Annotated in this window: 17 protein-coding genes; 15 read left to right on the plus strand and 2 right to left on the minus strand. The window is 53.8% G+C overall.

What is annotated here, in order from left to right; genetic code table 11:
• Positions 1 to 105 precede the first annotated feature (105 nt).
• The 11 genes from ribF (at position 106) to tapY2 (ending at position 12,307) form a co-directional block, all read left to right on the plus strand.
• Positions 106 to 1,080: a bifunctional riboflavin kinase/FAD synthetase gene (gene ribF, locus AB5Y85_RS08700; RefSeq protein WP_019445579.1), complete on the plus strand. Its 975-nt coding sequence runs from the start codon at positions 106 to 108 to the stop codon at positions 1,078 to 1,080.
• Positions 1,080 to 3,941 carry an isoleucine--tRNA ligase gene (gene ileS, locus AB5Y85_RS08705; RefSeq protein WP_257686771.1) on the plus strand — a complete coding sequence of 954 codons (2,862 nt, stop codon included), beginning with the start codon at positions 1,080 to 1,082 and terminating at the stop codon, positions 3,939 to 3,941. Before ribF ends, ileS begins: the two co-directional genes overlap by 1 nt.
• Positions 3,941 to 4,438: a signal peptidase II gene (gene lspA / locus AB5Y85_RS08710; RefSeq protein ID WP_005340447.1), complete on the plus strand. Its 498-nt coding sequence runs from the start codon at positions 3,941 to 3,943 to the stop codon at positions 4,436 to 4,438. The genes ileS and lspA overlap by 1 nt, the downstream gene beginning before the upstream one ends.
• Positions 4,435 to 4,887: an FKBP-type peptidyl-prolyl cis-trans isomerase gene (gene fkpB / locus AB5Y85_RS08715; RefSeq protein WP_042059691.1), complete on the plus strand. Its 453-nt coding sequence runs from the start codon at positions 4,435 to 4,437 to the stop codon at positions 4,885 to 4,887. Before lspA ends, fkpB begins: the two co-directional genes overlap by 4 nt.
• A complete protein-coding gene (gene ispH / locus AB5Y85_RS08720) occupies positions 4,887 to 5,822 on the plus strand; it encodes a 4-hydroxy-3-methylbut-2-enyl diphosphate reductase (RefSeq protein WP_257686772.1) in 936 nt (311 codons plus the stop codon). The genes fkpB and ispH overlap by 1 nt, the downstream gene beginning before the upstream one ends.
• Before the next feature lie 110 nt (positions 5,823 to 5,932).
• Positions 5,933 to 6,358, plus strand: a complete 426-nt coding sequence (locus tag AB5Y85_RS08725) for a type IV pilin protein (RefSeq protein WP_157161448.1) — start codon at positions 5,933 to 5,935, stop codon at positions 6,356 to 6,358.
• A 2-nt stretch (positions 6,359 to 6,360) separates the two neighbouring features.
• The gene (gene pilV, locus AB5Y85_RS08730) at positions 6,361 to 6,927 is read left to right on the plus strand and encodes a type IV pilus modification protein PilV (RefSeq protein ID WP_157161447.1); all 567 of its coding nucleotides are present in this window, start codon (positions 6,361 to 6,363) and stop codon (positions 6,925 to 6,927) included.
• Complete coding sequence (locus AB5Y85_RS08735; RefSeq protein ID WP_157161446.1) at positions 6,924 to 7,922, plus strand: PilW family protein; 999 nt, start codon at positions 6,924 to 6,926, stop codon at positions 7,920 to 7,922. Before pilV ends, AB5Y85_RS08735 begins: the two co-directional genes overlap by 4 nt.
• Complete coding sequence (gene tppD / locus AB5Y85_RS08740) at positions 7,919 to 8,356, plus strand: type IVa pilus pseudopilin TppD (protein ID WP_157161445.1); 438 nt, start codon at positions 7,919 to 7,921, stop codon at positions 8,354 to 8,356. Before AB5Y85_RS08735 ends, tppD begins: the two co-directional genes overlap by 4 nt.
• A 10-nt stretch (positions 8,357 to 8,366) precedes the next feature.
• Entirely contained in the window at positions 8,367 to 12,029 is a 3,663-nt protein-coding gene (locus tag AB5Y85_RS08745) for a pilus assembly protein (RefSeq protein ID WP_257686773.1), read from the plus strand.
• Entirely contained in the window at positions 12,026 to 12,307 is a 282-nt protein-coding gene (tapY2, locus tag AB5Y85_RS08750) for a type IVa secretion system protein TapY2 (protein WP_043826141.1), read from the plus strand. Before AB5Y85_RS08745 ends, tapY2 begins: the two co-directional genes overlap by 4 nt.
• 27 nt (positions 12,308 to 12,334) lie before the next feature.
• Here the strand turns inward: tapY2 and AB5Y85_RS08755 are convergent, their stop codons facing one another.
• Together AB5Y85_RS08755 and AB5Y85_RS08760 are read right to left on the minus strand one after the other, a co-directional pair.
• Positions 12,335 to 12,862 (minus strand): GspH/FimT family protein, encoded by a 528-nt coding sequence (locus tag AB5Y85_RS08755; RefSeq protein ID WP_201980486.1) that lies wholly within the window; start codon positions 12,860 to 12,862, stop codon positions 12,335 to 12,337.
• 98 nt (positions 12,863 to 12,960) lie between these two features.
• Positions 12,961 to 13,479 (minus strand): GspH/FimT family pseudopilin, encoded by a 519-nt coding sequence (locus tag AB5Y85_RS08760; RefSeq protein WP_257686774.1) that lies wholly within the window; start codon positions 13,477 to 13,479, stop codon positions 12,961 to 12,963.
• 146 nt (positions 13,480 to 13,625) lie between these two features.
• Here AB5Y85_RS08760 and AB5Y85_RS08765 point away from each other — a divergent pair, with 146 nt between their 5' ends.
• From AB5Y85_RS08765 to luxS, 4 genes are all read left to right on the plus strand, one after another.
• On the plus strand, positions 13,626 to 15,248 hold the full coding sequence (locus AB5Y85_RS08765; protein ID WP_257686775.1) for an NAD+ synthase: 1,623 nt from the start codon (positions 13,626 to 13,628) through the stop codon (positions 15,246 to 15,248).
• 9 nt (positions 15,249 to 15,257) lie between these two features.
• Positions 15,258 to 15,596 carry a nitrogen regulatory protein P-II gene (gene glnB, locus AB5Y85_RS08770; protein WP_005308848.1) on the plus strand — a complete coding sequence of 113 codons (339 nt, stop codon included), beginning with the start codon at positions 15,258 to 15,260 and terminating at the stop codon, positions 15,594 to 15,596.
• Positions 15,597 to 15,657: 61 nt separating this feature from the next.
• Entirely contained in the window at positions 15,658 to 16,251 is a 594-nt protein-coding gene (locus AB5Y85_RS08775) for a hypothetical protein (RefSeq protein WP_272868849.1), read from the plus strand.
• Positions 16,252 to 16,269: 18 nt separating this feature from the next.
• Positions 16,270 to 16,779 (plus strand): S-ribosylhomocysteine lyase, encoded by a 510-nt coding sequence (gene luxS / locus AB5Y85_RS08780; protein ID WP_101531102.1) that lies wholly within the window; start codon positions 16,270 to 16,272, stop codon positions 16,777 to 16,779.
• The last annotated feature ends 132 nt before the right edge of the window (positions 16,780 to 16,911 follow it).

Genomic DNA, 16,911 nt, shown 5'->3' on the forward strand with positions numbered 1-16,911 from the left:
GCGTGATTGGGCCCGGATAGTTGAAATCAGGCTATGAGGGCTGACCCTGCCTGCTGCCTGATATATAATCCGCCGATTTCCATGGCAGCAACGCACAAGGCACTGATGGAGCTTATTCGCGGCATTCACAATCTCAAGCCCCGTCACCGGGGATGTGTATTAACCATTGGCAACTTTGATGGGGTTCATCAGGGTCACCATGCGGTATTGGCACGTCTCAAGGAGAAAGCGGCCCAGCTGGGATTGCCCGCCTGCGTCATGCTGTTCGAACCGCAGCCGCTGGAACTGTTTGCCGGCACGGCAGCGCCCGCCCGGCTGAGCCGGTTGCGGGAAAAGTACGAAGCGCTGCAGGGGCTGCATATCGATCGCATGCTCTGCGTGCGTTTCAGCCACCGTTTTGCCGAGCAGGCGGCCTCGACCTTCATCGAGCAGTTGCTGGTGGAGAAGCTCGGGGTGCGCTATCTGGTGGTCGGCGATGATTTTCGCTTCGGCAAGGGGCGGGAAGGGGATTTCCACCTGCTGGAGGAGGCGGGCCATCGCTTCGGCTTCGAGGTGATCAGCACCCAGAGCTTCCAGCTCGAACGGCAGCGGGTCAGCAGCACCTTGGTGCGTGAAGCCCTTAAGGCGGGCCGGATGGCGGAGGTGGAGCTGATGCTTGGCCGCCCCTACACCATCAGCGGCCGGGTGGCCCACGGCGACAAGCTGGGGCGCACCATAGGTTTTCCCACCGCCAATCTGGCCCTCAAGCGCCAGGTGATCCCGGTCGGTGGCGTGTTTGCGGTGGAAGTGATATGTTCCGGCAAGACCTTCCCCGGTGTAGCCAATGTGGGTGTACGGCCGACCTTGAGCGGTACACAAGCCAGATTGGAAGTACATCTATTTGATTTTTCTGGTGATCTATATGGTCAGCAGGTCAAGGTGCTGCTTCGCCACAAGCTGCGCGAAGAGCAGAAGTTTGCCTCTTTCACTGCCTTGAAAGAGCAGATCGAACGAGATGCCCTGGCGGCCCGAGCCTGGTTCGGGCTGCCACAATTCAATTTACCCAGCACTCTTTTAGAAAAGAAGGGAACCCAGGACTGATGAGCGACTATAAACACACCCTGAATCTTCCGGAAACCGAGTTTCCGATGCGTGGCGATCTGGCCAAGCGCGAACCCAACATGCTGAAACGTTGGTACGATCAGGATCTCTACGGCGCTATTCGCCGCGCCAAAGCGGGCAAGCCTTCTTTCATTCTGCACGATGGCCCCCCCTATGCGAACGGCAACATTCACATCGGTCACTCGGTCAACAAGATCCTCAAAGACATCATCATCAAGTCCAAGGGCCTCTCCGGTTTCGATTCCCCCTATGTGCCGGGTTGGGATTGCCACGGTCTGCCTATCGAACTGAAAGTGGAAGGCATGGTCGGCAAGCCGGGCGAGAAGGTTTCCGCTGCCGAATTCCGCGCCGAGTGCCGCAAATACGCCAAGACCCAGATCGAAGCGCAGAAGACCGACTTCATCCGTCTGGGTGTGCTGGGCGACTGGGAACATCCCTACCTGACCATGGATTTTGGCACCGAAGCCAACATCATCCGCTCCATGGCCAAGATCGTTGAAAACGGCCACCTGCACAAAGGTTCCAAACCGGTGCACTGGTGTACCGATTGCGGCTCCGCGCTGGCTGAAGCCGAAGTGGAGTACTACGACAAGAACTCCCCCTCCATCGATGTGCGCTTCAAGGCCGTTGATGAGGCATCCGTTGCCGCCAAGTTTGACTGCGCCGAAGGCCACACCGGCAAGGGCCCGCTCTCTGCGGTGATCTGGACCACCACTCCGTGGACCCTGCCAGCCAACCGCGCCATCGCCATGCACGCCGATCTGGATTACGCACTGGTGCAGGTTGAAGGTGAGCACCCCGAGCGCCTGATCCTGGCCGCAGAGCTGGTCAAGGATGTGATGGATCGCGCCGGAATCGAGAAGTTCCACAATCTGGGCTACGCCAAGGGCGCGGCACTCGAGTTGCTGCGCTTTAACCACCCCTTCTACAGCTTCGACGTGCCTGTGGTACTGGGTGATCACGTCACCCTGGATGCCGGTACCGGTGCCGTACACACCGCCCCTGGCCACGGTCAGGAAGACTTCGTGGTCGGCCAGAAATACGGTCTGGAAGTGGCCAACCCGGTTGGCAGCAACGGCGTTTACCTGCCTGATACCGAACTGTTTGCCGGCCAGCATGTGTTCAAGGCCAATGCCTCCGTGATCGAAGTGCTGACCGAGCGCGGCGCCCTGCTGCATCACAAGGTGTTCAACCACTCCTATCCGCACTGCTGGCGTCACAAGACCCCGATCATCTTCCGTGCCACCCCGCAGTGGTTCATCAGCATGGAGCAGAAGGGTCTGCGCAAGCGCGCGCTGGAAGAGATCGAACGCATCGAGAAGGACGGTATTGCCCAGCAAGGCCAGAGCGGCTGGGTACCGGCCTGGGGTAAAAACCGCATTCAGGCGATGGTCGAGAACCGTCCTGACTGGTGTATCTCCCGTCAGCGCACCTGGGGTGTGCCCATCTCCCTGTTCGTCCATAAAGAGACCCAGGAACTGCATCCGGAATCCGTGCGCCTGATGCACGAGGTCGCCAAGCGGGTCGAGCAGTCCGGCATTCAGGCATGGTGGGATCTCGACAAGGCCGAGCTGCTGGGTGCCGATGCCGACATGTACGACAAGGTGCCTGACACCCTCGACGTCTGGTTTGACTCCGGTTCTACCCATGCTTCCGTGGTCGATGCCCGTCCCGAGTTCAACGGCAAGCCGGCCGACATGTATCTGGAAGGTTCTGACCAGCACCGTGGCTGGTTCATGTCCTCCCTGATGATCGGTGTGGCCATGAAAGACAAGGCTCCCTACAACCAGGTGCTGACTCATGGCTTCACTGTGGATGGTCAGGGTCGCAAGATGTCCAAGTCCATCGGCAACGTGGTGAGCCCACAGGACGTAATGAACAAGCTGGGTGCCGACATCCTGCGTCTGTGGGTAGCGAGCACTGACTACACCGGCGAGATGACTGTCTCCGACGAGATCCTCAAGCGCTCTGCCGATGCTTATCGTCGTATTCGCAACACTGCCCGCTTCCTGCTGGCCAACCTGAACGGTTTCAATCCGGCGACCGACATGGTGGCACCTGCCGACATGGTGGTGGTGGATCGCTGGGCCGTGGGTCGTGCCAAAGCGGTACAGGCCGAGATCATGGCGGCATTCGACGAGTACAACTTCCACGGCGTAACCCAGAAGCTGATGCAGTTCTGCTCCATCGAGATGGGCTCCTTCTATCTGGATGTCATCAAGGATCGTCAGTACACCGCCAAGGCTGACAGCCTGGCCCGTCGCTCCTGCCAGACTGCTCTGTATCACATTGCAGAAGCCATGGTGCGCTGGATGGCGCCGATCATGAGCTTCACCGCTGATGAAATCTGGGCTCTGCTGCCGGGTGAGCGCGGCGAGTTCGTCTTCACCGAAGAGTGGTACGACGGCCTGTTCGGGCTGGAAGCGGGTGAAACCCTCAACGACGATTTCTGGGCCGAGATCCTCACCGTGCGTGGTGAAGTGAACAAGGCGCTGGAAGTGGCCCGTGGCGAGAAGCGTATCGGCGGTTCCCTGCAGGCCGAACTGACCCTGTTCGCCAAGCCGGAGCTGGCTGCACGCCTGAATGCCCTGGCTGATGAGCTGCGCTTTGTGCTGCTCACCTCCAAAGCCAAGGTTGTGGAGGCTGACACTGCGCCGGAAGGCTCTGTGGCGACCGAGCGTGATGACCTGTGGCTGAGCGTGGCCCAGTCTGCTGCCGCCAAGTGCGACCGCTGCTGGCACCATGTAGAAGATGTGGGCACCATCGCGGGTCACGAAGAGATCTGTGGTCGCTGTGTGACCAACGTTGAGGGTGACGGCGAAACGCGTCAATTTGCTTGATGAACATGACTCAACATAAAAGCGGCCTGCGTTGGCTGTGGCTGGCAGTGCTGGCCTTTGTACTAGACCAGGCGAGCAAGCTTGCCGTGGTCAAGTTGCTGCCATTTGGTTACCCGGGGGTGGAGATCACCCCCTTCTTCAATCTGGTTCACGTCTACAACAAGGGCGCCGCATTCAGCTTCCTGGCTGATCAGGGGGGCTGGCAGCGCTGGTTCTTCGCGGTGCTGGCTTTTGCCATCTGTGGATTGCTGATCCACTGGCTGCGCAAGCAGTCGGTGACCCAGCGTTGGAGCGGTATCGCCTATTCACTCATCATCGGTGGCGCCCTCGGCAACGTCTTTGATCGACTGGTGCTGGGCCATGTGGTCGATTTTCTCGACTTCTACTGGCAGCGTGCGCATTGGCCGGCATTCAATCTGGCCGACAGCTTTATCTTTATCGGGGCCGCCATGATTGTGCTGGACGGTTTCCGTGGTGAGAAAAAGGAGCAGGCATGAGCCAGCAGATCACCGCTAACAGCAGCGTGCTGTTCCACTTCTCCATCAAGCTGGAAGATGGCTCGGTTGCCGACAGCACGGCGCTGCACGGCAAACCGGCCCGCCTGCGGATGGGCGATGGCAGCCTGACCCCCACCTTCGAACAGTGTCTGCTGGGCCTGTGCGAAGGGGAGAGCAAGAGTTTTACTCTGGCGCCGGAAGAGGCCTTTGGCCTCTCCAACCCCGACAACATCTACCATCTCGACCGTGCCAAGTTTGGCGCCGATGTTGAGCCAAAAGTCGGCACCATCATCCTGTTCGATCAGCCCAACGGCAGCGAGCTGCCGGGCATCATCCGGGCGGTAGCCGGGATGTCGGTCACGGTCGATTTCAACCACCCGCTGGCCGGTCATACCGTCACCTTCGAGGTGGAGATCCTGGGCGTTGATGATGAGGAGAAGGTGCATTAATGGATATTCTGCTCGCTAACCCTCGCGGTTTTTGCGCCGGTGTCGATCGCGCCATCAGTATTGTCGAGAGCGCGCTGGAGAAGTTCGGTGCCCCCATCTATGTCCGCCACGAAGTGGTACATAACCGCTATGTGGTGAACAAGCTGAAGGAGGCGGGGGCGGTCTTCGTCGAGGAGCTCGATGAGGTGCCGGATGACAGCATCGTCATCTTCTCTGCTCACGGCGTGGCCAAGACAGTGCGCGAGATGGCCAAGTCCCGCGCCCTCAAGGTATTCGATGCCACCTGTCCGCTGGTGACCAAGGTGCATATGGAGGTTCATCGCGCCAGCCGCAAGGGCTCCGAGGCGGTGCTCATCGGCCACGCCGGTCACCCCGAGGTGATCGGGACCATGGGGCAGTACGAGAATCGCGAAGGCGGCATGTATCTGGTGGAGACACCGGAAGATGTGGCCAAGCTCAAGGTGAAGAATCCGGATGACCTCTGCTTTGTCACCCAGACCACCCTGAGCGTGGATGAGACTTCTGACGTGATCGATGCGCTGCGCAAGCACTTCCCCAACATTCAGGGGCCGCGCAAGGACGATATCTGCTACGCCACCCAGAACCGTCAGGATGCGGTGCGGGAGATGGCGGGGCTGGTGGACGCCATGCTGGTGGTGGGGTCTCGCAACTCTTCCAACTCCAACCGTCTGCGCGAGCTGGCCGAGAAGGTGGGTGCCAGAGCCTATCTTATCGACGATGCGTCGATGATCGAGGCGAGCTGGCTGGAAGGGGTGAAGGCGATCGGCGTCACTGCCGGTGCATCCGCCCCCGAGGTGCTGGTGCAAAACGTGATTGCCCGCCTGCGCGAGTTGGGAGGCAAGGTAGTTGCCGAGCATCCTGGCCGTGAAGAGAACGTAGTCTTTGAGGTTCCTCCCGAACTTAGAATAATTTGAGTGCAGCCAGGAAGGCTTAAGAATAAAGTGTGTTGATAATGACGCCGGGTTTGTTCAAGAGACAGGCTCGGCGTTAAACTTATGAAGCAGTCTGTCACCAAGGATGGGATATGATTGGATACTTTCGTGGTTTTTCTCTTATTGAGTTGATGATTGTCATCGCCATCGTGGCGATTCTTGGCACCATCGCTTATCCCGCCTATCAGCAATATGTGCTGACCAGTCATCGTGTCGAAGCCAAGAGCATGCTGTTGAATGCGGCCAATCGGCAAGAAACCTATTTTATGGATTTCAATCAGTATGCTTCGTCGATTACCGACTTAGGCATCGTGCTTGAGCCCGATGCCCGTTATAGCTTAGAGATTAGTATTTCCGCAGGAGTCCCTAGCCCTAACTTTACTTTGACAGCAATCGCTTCGGGAGCTCAGGAGACTGATAGTCGCTGTTTTAAATTCATGATTAATCAAGGAAATAAGCAAAAAGAAAAAGATGCCGAAGATAAGGTTGGTAATAAAGTTGATGGGTGTTGGGAGTGAATATGAAATCATCGATCATTTCATCTGCCGGATTTAGCCTATTAGAGGTGATGATCACTGCGGTGATCCTGTCGCTGGGGCTGCTCGGTCTGGTTGCCTTGCAGACCCATTCCAAATTTGCCAGTTATGAAGCTCGCCAGCGTACCATCGCCAGCTGGCTGGCTAACGATATGGTCGAGCGGGTGCGGATCAACAGGGACAGCTGGAGTGAAGAAAGCTCTGCAGCGGTAGGTCTTGCCTCTAATTTAACTCGACCGACTTGCGCATCGGAAGATGGCACTATCAGTAATTGCAGTGCTGCAGATTTACGTAATGCCGACCTTCACTACTGGCAACAAGCCTTGCTTGGGGCCAGTGTTTCGGGTGCGGCATCTTCCTTGAATTCACCTATAGGCTGCGTGGTGCGGCGGGCCAATAATGTGCTGGCGGTCGGGATATTCTGGGCTGGCAAACAAGAGATATCTGATGGGGGGGCTGCTGCCGCCGCAGCAACGCTGATCAATGAGTGTCAACTCTCGACAGCAAATAATCTTTCGAGGCGCCAGTTTATTCTGACGACGACTTTATGAATTCTCGCGGTTTCACACTGGTAGAGTGGCTGGTCGCTATGCTGCTCGGTCTATTTTTGTTGGCGGGGGTATTCACAGTTTTTGTGATGTCTCGCTCCAGCTCTGAAGATGCTTTTGATCAAAGTGAATTACAGGAAAATGGTCGATTGGCCATTCGGCTGATTAGCCAGGATATCAAATGGGCTGGCTTTTTTGGAGCTTATACCGGTCAGTCAACACAAGTTGGCCCCTCTCTGACCCTCAGTGCTGGTAGCATTGTTCCTGCCAGTAGCGATTGTCTGGATGAGCGTTCTGTCGGTAGTTTGCCATCAAATGCTGGTCCCATCAGGGGGCTATGGGTAAGCCGGGTATCAACTACCAAAGGATTGGCTGGATTCGCTTGTATTCTCGCTGCTGATCGGGTGGCAAACTCGGATGTTATCAGTATCAAGCGATTGGTAGGGCGTCCTATACCCGCATCAGAGGGATTGGATAAAAACCGCTTTTATATGGCAACCAATAGTCAGGAGGCGAGAGTCATCAAGGGAAGCGAAACCAGACCACTCTTTGGTGCCAATAATGAGAGCCAGATCTGGGAATACCAGCACTACATTTATTACCTGTCACAAGAAGATGGTATTCCTGTTTTACGCAAGCGCTATTTGACCGTCAATGGTGGTTCTTCTCTGATTGGTGGCGCCATGGCGGAAGGGGTTGAACATATGATACTGATGTTCGGTATTGATGATTCAGTGATCCCCGATGGGCATATCGATAGATATCTTTCAGCTGACCAGATGGCTGCTCAGAGTTGGAATGAAGGTCGGGTATTGGGGGTGCGGTTATTTTTATTGATTAGAGCAGCGAAAGAGTCTGTTCGTTACAAAAATAATAACACCTATCAGCTGGGCAATCTGCCCCCGATAAAAGGCAATGGCGATGGCTATCGCCGTCTGTTGTTGGAAAGCAGCATCGCATTGCGTAACCCGCAAATTGTTACCCGGAGTGGCACATGAGATCGTTTCAACAACATCAAGGGATTGCATTGATAGTTGCACTGGTTATTCTGGTTCCCTTGACTCTGATTGCGGTAGTCGTCATGCAATCCAGTGGTATGAGTCTGAAGATGGCGGGTTCTAGTGCCAGTTTGCAACGAGCGGAGCACGAAGTTGAAGGTACTCTGGAGTCTGCATTGAGCGATACTTCTCTTTCAACACAAATTGCTACACAGGCTATTGGGGTTTCAGCTGCAATAGGTACTACTACTCCAGCTACAACCCTGACAGTCAATACAGAAAGTGTATGCAAACGTAAATTTGAAGCCAGTAGCCAGAATGTAACACCAGCTTGTCGTTATGCTGAAGCCACCACATCCAGTGCTTATGGCAAGGTAAATAGCCAAATGACCTTTACCGCCGGGGTAGAACAGCCCCTGCTCAGTGCCAATTAGGGAGCCCGTAATGAACATAAGGAACTGTTTGTTTACAAGCTTGCTGGTATTGTGTTACGGAGTATCAGGGGCATCTTTGGCGGTAGGTACTGGTTATTCCGATGATACCGAGTTGTTTATTTATGACTTTGCCAAGGCGGGGGACTTCCGCCCTAAGGTGCTCTTTATTTTCGATAACTCGGGGAGTATGAAAAATACAACCGAAGTTGCTAAAGAGCCTTATGACTCATCGATAAGTTATCCATCATTGGCTAATGATCCAGATGTTAATAATAGTAATCGCTTCATCTATTTCTCCAGTGATGGAAAAGTTCCCGCTATCAACAGTACCAAACGTTTTAGTGAGAATTTAAATGCATGTGCGACATCTAAAGGCCCTCTAAATAATGTGGGCCGATTTCAGTCACGAGTTTGGGGATATGAAATATATGATAAAAATAGAAAGGGGCGTTGGCGTTCTCTAAATGATTTTGATATTTACAGTATAATAATTGCAGATTGCCAGCAAGATATTGATGAGCAAAACGCAAATAATCAATATTCAGGTCCATATTCAACATATATTGTTGATGGTTATCCCGTTGACAAGCCAAATCGCACAACGGGAAGCTGGTTTTACACATCAAATGTAGCCAATGCTCTTGCTAGTGGTAGTTCTACCCAGATCTCATTATTTACGGCAAATTATGTCCGTTGGTATTACGGTAGTACAGGTGTGTCAACACAAACTCGATTGAAAGTTGCTCAGGATGCAGTCAAAGAACTGGTTTTGGCTACGCCAGCTGTCGATTTCGGTCTGGCTGTTTTTAACTACAATGATGGCAATGAACCAGGTAGTAGAAATGGCGGAAGAATAATCCGCAATATTGTAGGTAACGATGCCATCCTCACCTCTGGTAAAAGCGGTGCGCAGGATTTGATTGACAAGGTAAATAGTTTGAGCTCTGACACTTGGACTCCCTTATGTGAAACACTATATGAATCATATAGATACTTTGGCGGTTTGGGGGTGTACTTTGGTGACGATGATGTAAATCGTACTCCAAAGCGGGATAGCAATGCTGAAGTAACATCGGGTATATATAAAACCCCCTATGATAAATGTTCCAATAATGGTTATATCATCTATATGACAGATGGTGAACCAACCAATGATAAAGCAGCAGATTCCCTTGTCGCCAACCTGATCAGCACGTTATCTACAGAGGATAAGGTTGCTTATGGCGGCTTGGTTAGTTATGGGTCTTCTGGTGAAAAAAGCTACCTTGCTGCACTTGCCGGATATATGAAAAACAATGATGTAAACACCTCGGCTATAGGCAAACAAACAGTCACAACATTCACCGTGGGTTTTGGAGATGAAGCAATTAAGGGGGCCGGTGCATTATTGGCAGAGACCGCTCGTCGTGGTGGGGGTAAATACTATCCAGCAACCGATGCAACCCAACTTAACGAAGCATTAAAATCATCATTACTAGCTATCTTGAAAATGAATACCTCGTTGGTCTCTCCCGCCATTGCCACTAATAACTTTGACCGTACTCGCAGTCTGAATAATATTTATTATGCAATGTTTGAGCCTGGTTCTGGTCCACGATGGAAGGGCAATCTTAAAAAGCTGGTTCTGAATCCAGATAAGGGTTATGTAGTCGATCAGAGTGGCTTACCTGCGATATCCAGTGATGGAACAATTCTTGAGTCAGCAAGAACCTATTGGTCATCCACCAGTGATGGTAACAAGGTTGCCGAGGGTGGGGTACAAGAGATGCTGGCAGCTAAAACCAATCGCAATCTTTATATTATTTCCCCTTCCACTAATACATTAACTCCCTTTAGCAAGTCTGCTCTTGAGGGTATGGCAGGCGGGGCGACGCAGCTACGCACTGTCATGAAACTTGATAGTGCTGATAGCATGGATGATCTGCTTAATTGGACCAAGGGTATTGATGCGTTTGATGAGAATCAGGATGGTGATAGAACAGATAATCGGGAGCATATTCTTGGTGACCCGTTGCATTCACGGCCATTAGTGATCAACTACGGTTGTACAAAGTCGACAGGACAGACTACATGTACACCTGACTTGCGCATTGTGATGGGAAGTAATGCCGGCTTCTTGCATATGTTTAAAGACAGCGGCACCACGGTTGATGAAAGCTGGGCCGTTATGCCCTATCAATTTATTGCCAATCAGAAAGCGCTGCGAGAAAACCTGGATTCATCGGCTCATCTATATGGTGTAGATTCATCGCCCACTGTGCTGGTCAATGAGCAAGTCAAAGATGGTCATATCAAGTCGTCACAAGGTGACAAAGTGTGGTTATTTACCGGGTTGCGCGGTGGTGGCAAGGCCTATTATGCGTTGAATATATCCGATCCGGACTCCCCTTCGCTTATGTGGCGGTTGGATAAAAACAGCGCCGGTTTCAGCAACCTGGGCGAAACCTGGTCGATCCCCGAGGTTGCGTTCATTCCTGGTTATTACACAGAAACCAATGGTAAAAAAACCTATAAGCCAGTCCTGATATTCTCTGGAGGTTATGATCAGGCCAAGAGCTATTTGGGCCAGGGGGCTGAAGACAGTGAAGGGTTGGGTATTTATATCGTGGATGCTGAGGCCGGCACGCTGTTGTTAAGCTTTACCCCAGATGTGGCCAGTGCAACCAACAAACAGGTTGCAGGCATGGTTTATAGCATGCCAGGCGCTGTTTCTGTGCTGGACAGCGATGGAGATGGTGTATCTGACCGGGTTTATGCGGGTGATACCGGCGGTCAGATCTGGCGCATCGACATGAAGGGGACAGAAAAATCCAAATGGACGGCCATCAAGTTTGCCAGTTTGGGAAATGCACATTTAAGTGGAACTGCCAAGAAGCTGGAAGATGATCGCCGTTTCTTTACCCAGCCCGTATTGGTGCGCACCATCAATAAAGGTTGGAAGTATGATGGGACAAATTATCTTTACAGCGAGCGTCCGTTTGATGCCGTATTGATAGGCAGTGGTGATAGAAACCGCCCCTCCTCGGAGGCGACAACCCAAAATGTGTATGTGATGCTACGTGACTACAATGTTAATCCAACCTTGTTTGGGGCAACGTCTGAACCAGCGGTGCCATCAAGTATCACACTGAACGATCTCTACGATGTGACCAGCGATCCCTTTACGGGTTTGAATGAAGAGCAGATTGTAAACACCACCAAGGCGTTGACCAGCAAGTTGGGATGGAAATTCTGGCTCAATGAAAGCGGTGAAAAATCAATGGGGGCTGGTTTGGTGTTGCAAGGCAAGCTTTATTTCACCTCTTTCCTGCCTCAGGTTCAGGACTTCCAGCAGTGTACCATCCAATCCATCGGTGCCATGCGCCAATATATGATTGATATGCACTATGGCACTTCTTTCAAATATGTACTGGATAGCAACAATCAGGAAGTTATTCAGCGTTACGTAGAGGTGCAAAATAAGGTTGCTGATGATCTGGTTATTCATGGTGGGGATGATGGCCGGATCAGGATTATAGGTGGTGCTCCGGGCAAGGAGGTCATCCTCAAAGATGATGGGAAGGGAGAGCCTGAGCGCTGTACCGGTGAAGGAGAATGCTCACAAGGTGCGGAAGAGGCAAAAATGGATATGTCTCCCAAGAAAATCTATCTCTATGAAGGAGAACAGGGATGAAACGCATGCTGCTCTGGTGTGTGGGCTTGCCCTTGTTGGTTCATGCCCAAACGGAAGACATAAAATGTTATGTCACTCTGGAAGGTGGTGTGCAGATGGTGTTGCAGCAACCGGTAACTGATACGAGCAAGGCAAATCTGGTCAGGGTGTTTAAACAGAAAGGTTATGAGATTGATGGGGTGGTGCATCTTGTCACAGAGGTAATCGAGTGCGTTCCTTTGGCGGCCACCTTTTCGCTGGCTGATGCAAAAAAACAAGATGAAATCCAACCCAGATAACGTTGGTTATTGAGTAGGGTAAAGGGGCTAAGAACAACTCAGCCCCTTTTTTTCGCTTCTGCTTCTGCCGGATGGGGAAACGATGATATCGACTCGGGGGGCCTGGTCGATACAAAACCGGAGTGTCATGTTGGTGCCAATCGCAGTGCCATCTGGACTGAATCGCACAAATTGTCGATTGGCCGTCACGGTATGTTTTTCAAGAAAGGGTTCTGTTGCTGATAACAAGATATCGCCACTTGCAATATCGAATTGGCGATCCTGATTGATGTCGATAAAGACAAGCATACGCTGGGCGCCGGTTTGATTTGCGAGTACACAGCCTTCTTTTGTGGAGTTTATGACAGGCATGGCAAGACAGGCTGTGACGGGTTGCTGCTGTGTGATAGCTTGCCGTTGGCCGAAGATCAGGTGGTCCTGCAGGTTTCTTGTGTAGATGTCGCTGTCGGTAGATGTCAGCAGATTTGCCAATGACGGCAGTCCCAAGGTCAGCAGGATGGTTGTCAGGCTTGCAGATATTAAAAACTCAAGCAGGGTAAATCCATTTCGTGCCATAGCGTATGAGTCCTTGTTCAAAGGAGACTCTAAGCATAGCTATTGGATTGAAATGGATCCTTTTGTGCTCGTGTGTGTTTCGCGGTAGTTAGCGCAGGTCATGGACATACAGCACCACTTGCCTGGCTATGGGCACGCCCGGCAGGCATAACTGCAATCTCAATGCCCTTTTCACCGCTTACACAGAGTGAAAAGATGACCTCGCTATCAGACGTAATGGTGCCATCAGGGGTGAAGTGAAGCGCCTGTGCATCTGCAGAAATGGCCAGTTCTGCAGGAAACTCGGGACTTGCCGTCAGAGTTGTTTCGCTGCCATTGAGCTTCTGATCGTTATTAGTATCGATAAAAGCGATCTGCCGGGTCGCTCCATTTTGATTGGCAGTAACGCACTCTTCTACAGAATTATTGATAGTGGTCAGGCAGAGAGTAACCGTTTGTTGGTTAGAGATAGCCTGTTGTCTGGCATAGTTTAAGTGGTTGAGAAGGCTTTTTTCTTGGGTCGCCAAATTATTGCTGCCAAGCAGCTTAGAGAGGGAAGGAATACCAATCCCCAACAGAATGACGCCCAGTGCAATGGCTATCATCAACTCCATCAGGGTAAATCCGGCGTTTTTCATATCTGCGAAGGCCTGTCGTTCCGTGACTATCTACAGCTTATCCTTCCCACTGGTTGCTGTCACACGGTTACGCCTGTCTTGAACTGGCAGATTGCCCCCCTTTTCTTTATCATTCCCCATCATTTTCGAATTCAAGATGCATCGCCATGGCAAAAGCCCTCTCTCTGATGCTTGCCCAGTTGAATCTGACGGTAGGCGCCATCGAAGATAACACTGACAAAGTGCTCGCTGCGGCAGCTCAGGCCGAGCAGCAAGGTGCCGATCTGCTGGTCTGTTCCGAGCTGGCCCTGACCGGCTATCCACCGGAAGATCTGCTGCTGCGTGCCGACCTGATGATGCGGGTCGAAGCCGCGTTGGCTCGTGTTGCCGAATGGCAGGGCAACTGTGCCATTTTGGTCGGGCATCCCTGGCGTGAAGGGGAGTCACTCTATAACGCCGCCTCCCTCTATGAGCAGGGCAAGCTGATTGCTCGTTACTTCAAGCAGGACTTGCCCAACTACGGTGTGTTTGATGAGAAGCGCTACTTCACCGCGGCGACCAAGACCTGCGTGGTGCCGTTCCGTGGTCACCAGCTGGGCCTACTCATCTGCGAAGATTTGTGGCAGCCAGGTCCGGCGCTGGCCGCCAAGGCGGCGGGGGCCGAGCTGCTGCTCACCATCAACGCCTCGCCCTATGATCAGGAAAAACCCTGGATCCGCCGCGAGCTGATGGCCGAACGCTGCGATCAGACCGGTCTGCCGCTGGTCTACCTCAATCAGGTGTGCGGTCAGGATGAGCTGATTTTCGACGGCTGCTCCAAGGTGTTCAGCAGCCAGGGCGAGTTGACCCACAAGCTCGCCCCGTTTGCCGAAGAGCTGGCGCTGGTGCGCTTTGCCGATGGTCAGCCGGTGAAGGAGCGGGAACCCGCTGCGCCGCTGGAGCCGTTGGCCGAGACCTATCAGGCGCTGGTGCTGGCAGTGCGCGACTATGTCACCAAGAACGGTTTCCATGGGGCTGTGCTGGGCCTGTCCGGCGGCATCGACTCGGCGCTGACGCTGGCCATCGCGGCCGATGCCATCGGTGCCGACAAGGTGCAGGCGGTGATGATGCCGTTCCGCTATACCGCCCAGATGAGCGTGGAGGATGCCAAGGAGCAGGCCGAGCGGATGGGGGTTGAGTTCAACATCATCTCCATCGAGCCGATGTTCGAAGGGTTTATGGCCCAGCTGGCGCCGCTGTTTGAAGGTACCGCCCGCGATACCACCGAAGAGAACCTGCAGGCCCGCTGCCGCGGCGTGCTGCTGATGGCGCTCTCTAACAAGCGTCGTCGTATCGTGCTGACCACCGGTAACAAGAGCGAGATGGCGGTCGGCTATGCCACGCTGTACGGTGACATGGCCGGTGGCTTCGACGTGCTGAAAGATGTGCCCAAAACGCTGGTCTTCAAGCTGTGCGAATATCGCAACTCAGTTGACTATGTGATCCCGCAGCGGGTTATCGACCGCCCCCCTTCGGCAGAATTGGCGCCGGATCAGGTGGATCAGGACAGTCTGCCCCCGTACGACATCCTCGATGCGATCCTCAAGCGTTACGTGGAAGAGGATGCCTCGGTCGCCGACATGGTGGCAGAAGGCTTCGAGGAAGCGGTGGTGCGCAAGGTGATTCGGCTGGTGGATCTCAACGAATACAAGCGCCGTCAGGCGGCGGTCGGGCCCCGCATTACGGCTCGCAACTTTGGTAAGGATCGCCGTTACCCCATTACATCCGGGTTCGGCAAACAGAACTGGTAAGGAGTCACCATGAAGAAGATTGAAGCCATCATCAAACCGTTCAAGCTGGACGATGTGCGCGAGGCCCTGGCCGAGATCGGCATCAACGGCATGACCGTATCCGAAGTCAAAGGCTTCGGCCGCCAGAAGGGCCATACCGAGCTCTATCGCGGCGCCGAATATATGGTCGACTTCCTGCCGAAAGTGAAGGTGGAGCTGGTGGTGCAGGACGAGGATCTCGATGCCTGTCTGGAAGCGATCCAGAATACCGCTCGCACCGGCAAGATTGGTGATGGCAAAATCTTCGTCTGCGAGGTGGAGCGTGTCATTCGTATCCGTACCGGCGAAGAGAACGAAGACGCGATCTGATGAGATTGCCGTGCCTCGTGATGAGCCAACGAATGGAGACTCGATCCCGCTGATGTCCTGGATGCGTCTCGTTGCGGTGGCCGGCCTGCTGGCCGGTCTGACCGCCTGCAGTACCCGGCCGCCGGCCCAGCCGGAGAATCTGTGCCAGATCTTTCGCGAGAAGCCGGAGTGGCACAAGGCCGCGCTCAAGATGAACGAGAAGTGGGGGACGCCAATTCATGTGGTGATGGCCATGATGTATCAGGAGTCCTCTTACGTACATGATGCCCAGCCGCCGATGCAGTATTTCCTCTTCATCCCGACCGGGCGTGCCAGTTCGGCTTATGGTTATGCTCAGGTCAAAGATGAAACCTGGGCCGATTACCAGCGAGAAACCGGCAACAGCTGGAGTGACCGCGATGATTTTGCCGACGCCATCGATTTTATGGGTTGGTACACTAACAAAGCCCAGCGGCTAAATGGCACCTCCAAGTGGGATGCCTATGGCCAGTACCTCAACTATCACGAAGGGTGGGGTGGCTACCGGCGTGGCAGCTATCGCAGCAAGGGGTGGTTGATGAAGACCTCTCGCAAGGTAGAGGCTCGCGCCCAGCGCTACGGCGCCCAGTACCGTCAATGCAAGGATCAGCTCTCCCGTGGGGGCTGGTTCTGGTAACCAAATCAGGAGTCAGAAATGCCGTTATTGGACAGTTTTACCGTTGACCACACCCGTATGGAAGCGCCAGCGGTGCGTGTGGCCAAGACCATGCAGACCCCGAACAAGGACACTATTACCGTGTTCGACCTGCGTTTCTGCGTACCGAATCAGGAGATCCTCTCCGAGCGCGGTATCCATACGCTGGAGCACCTGTTCGCCGGTTTTATGCGTGATCACCTGAACGGCAATGGCGTGGAGATCATCGACATCTCCCCTATGGGTTGCCGTACCGGCTTCTACATGAGCCTGATCGGCGCGCCGGACGAAGCCCGTGTTGGCGCAGCCTGGCAGGCAGCCATGAGCGACGTGCTGACCGTGCAGGAGCAGGCCAAGATCCCCGAGCTGAACGAGTATCAGTGCGGCACCTACAGCATGCACTCGCTGGAAGAGGCGCACGCCATCGCCCGTCATGTGCTGGAGCGCGGTATCGGCGTCAACCACAACGACGAGTTGGCCCTGCCGGAAGAGAAGCTGAAGAGTCTGTGAGGCGGATGAGCTGTCGCTCATCGGATAACCTCTTCAGGAAATGTTAAAAGAGCCGGTCAGCCATGCTGACCGGCTCTTTTTTATTCCGCCCTATCGCGGTTATGGGGATGACTTGCTCCCCTTGCCGACTCT

Source organism: Aeromonas sp. R3-1, assembly GCF_040908345.1.
In the GTDB taxonomy this organism is placed as follows: Bacteria; Pseudomonadota; Gammaproteobacteria; order Enterobacterales; family Aeromonadaceae; genus Aeromonas; species Aeromonas veronii.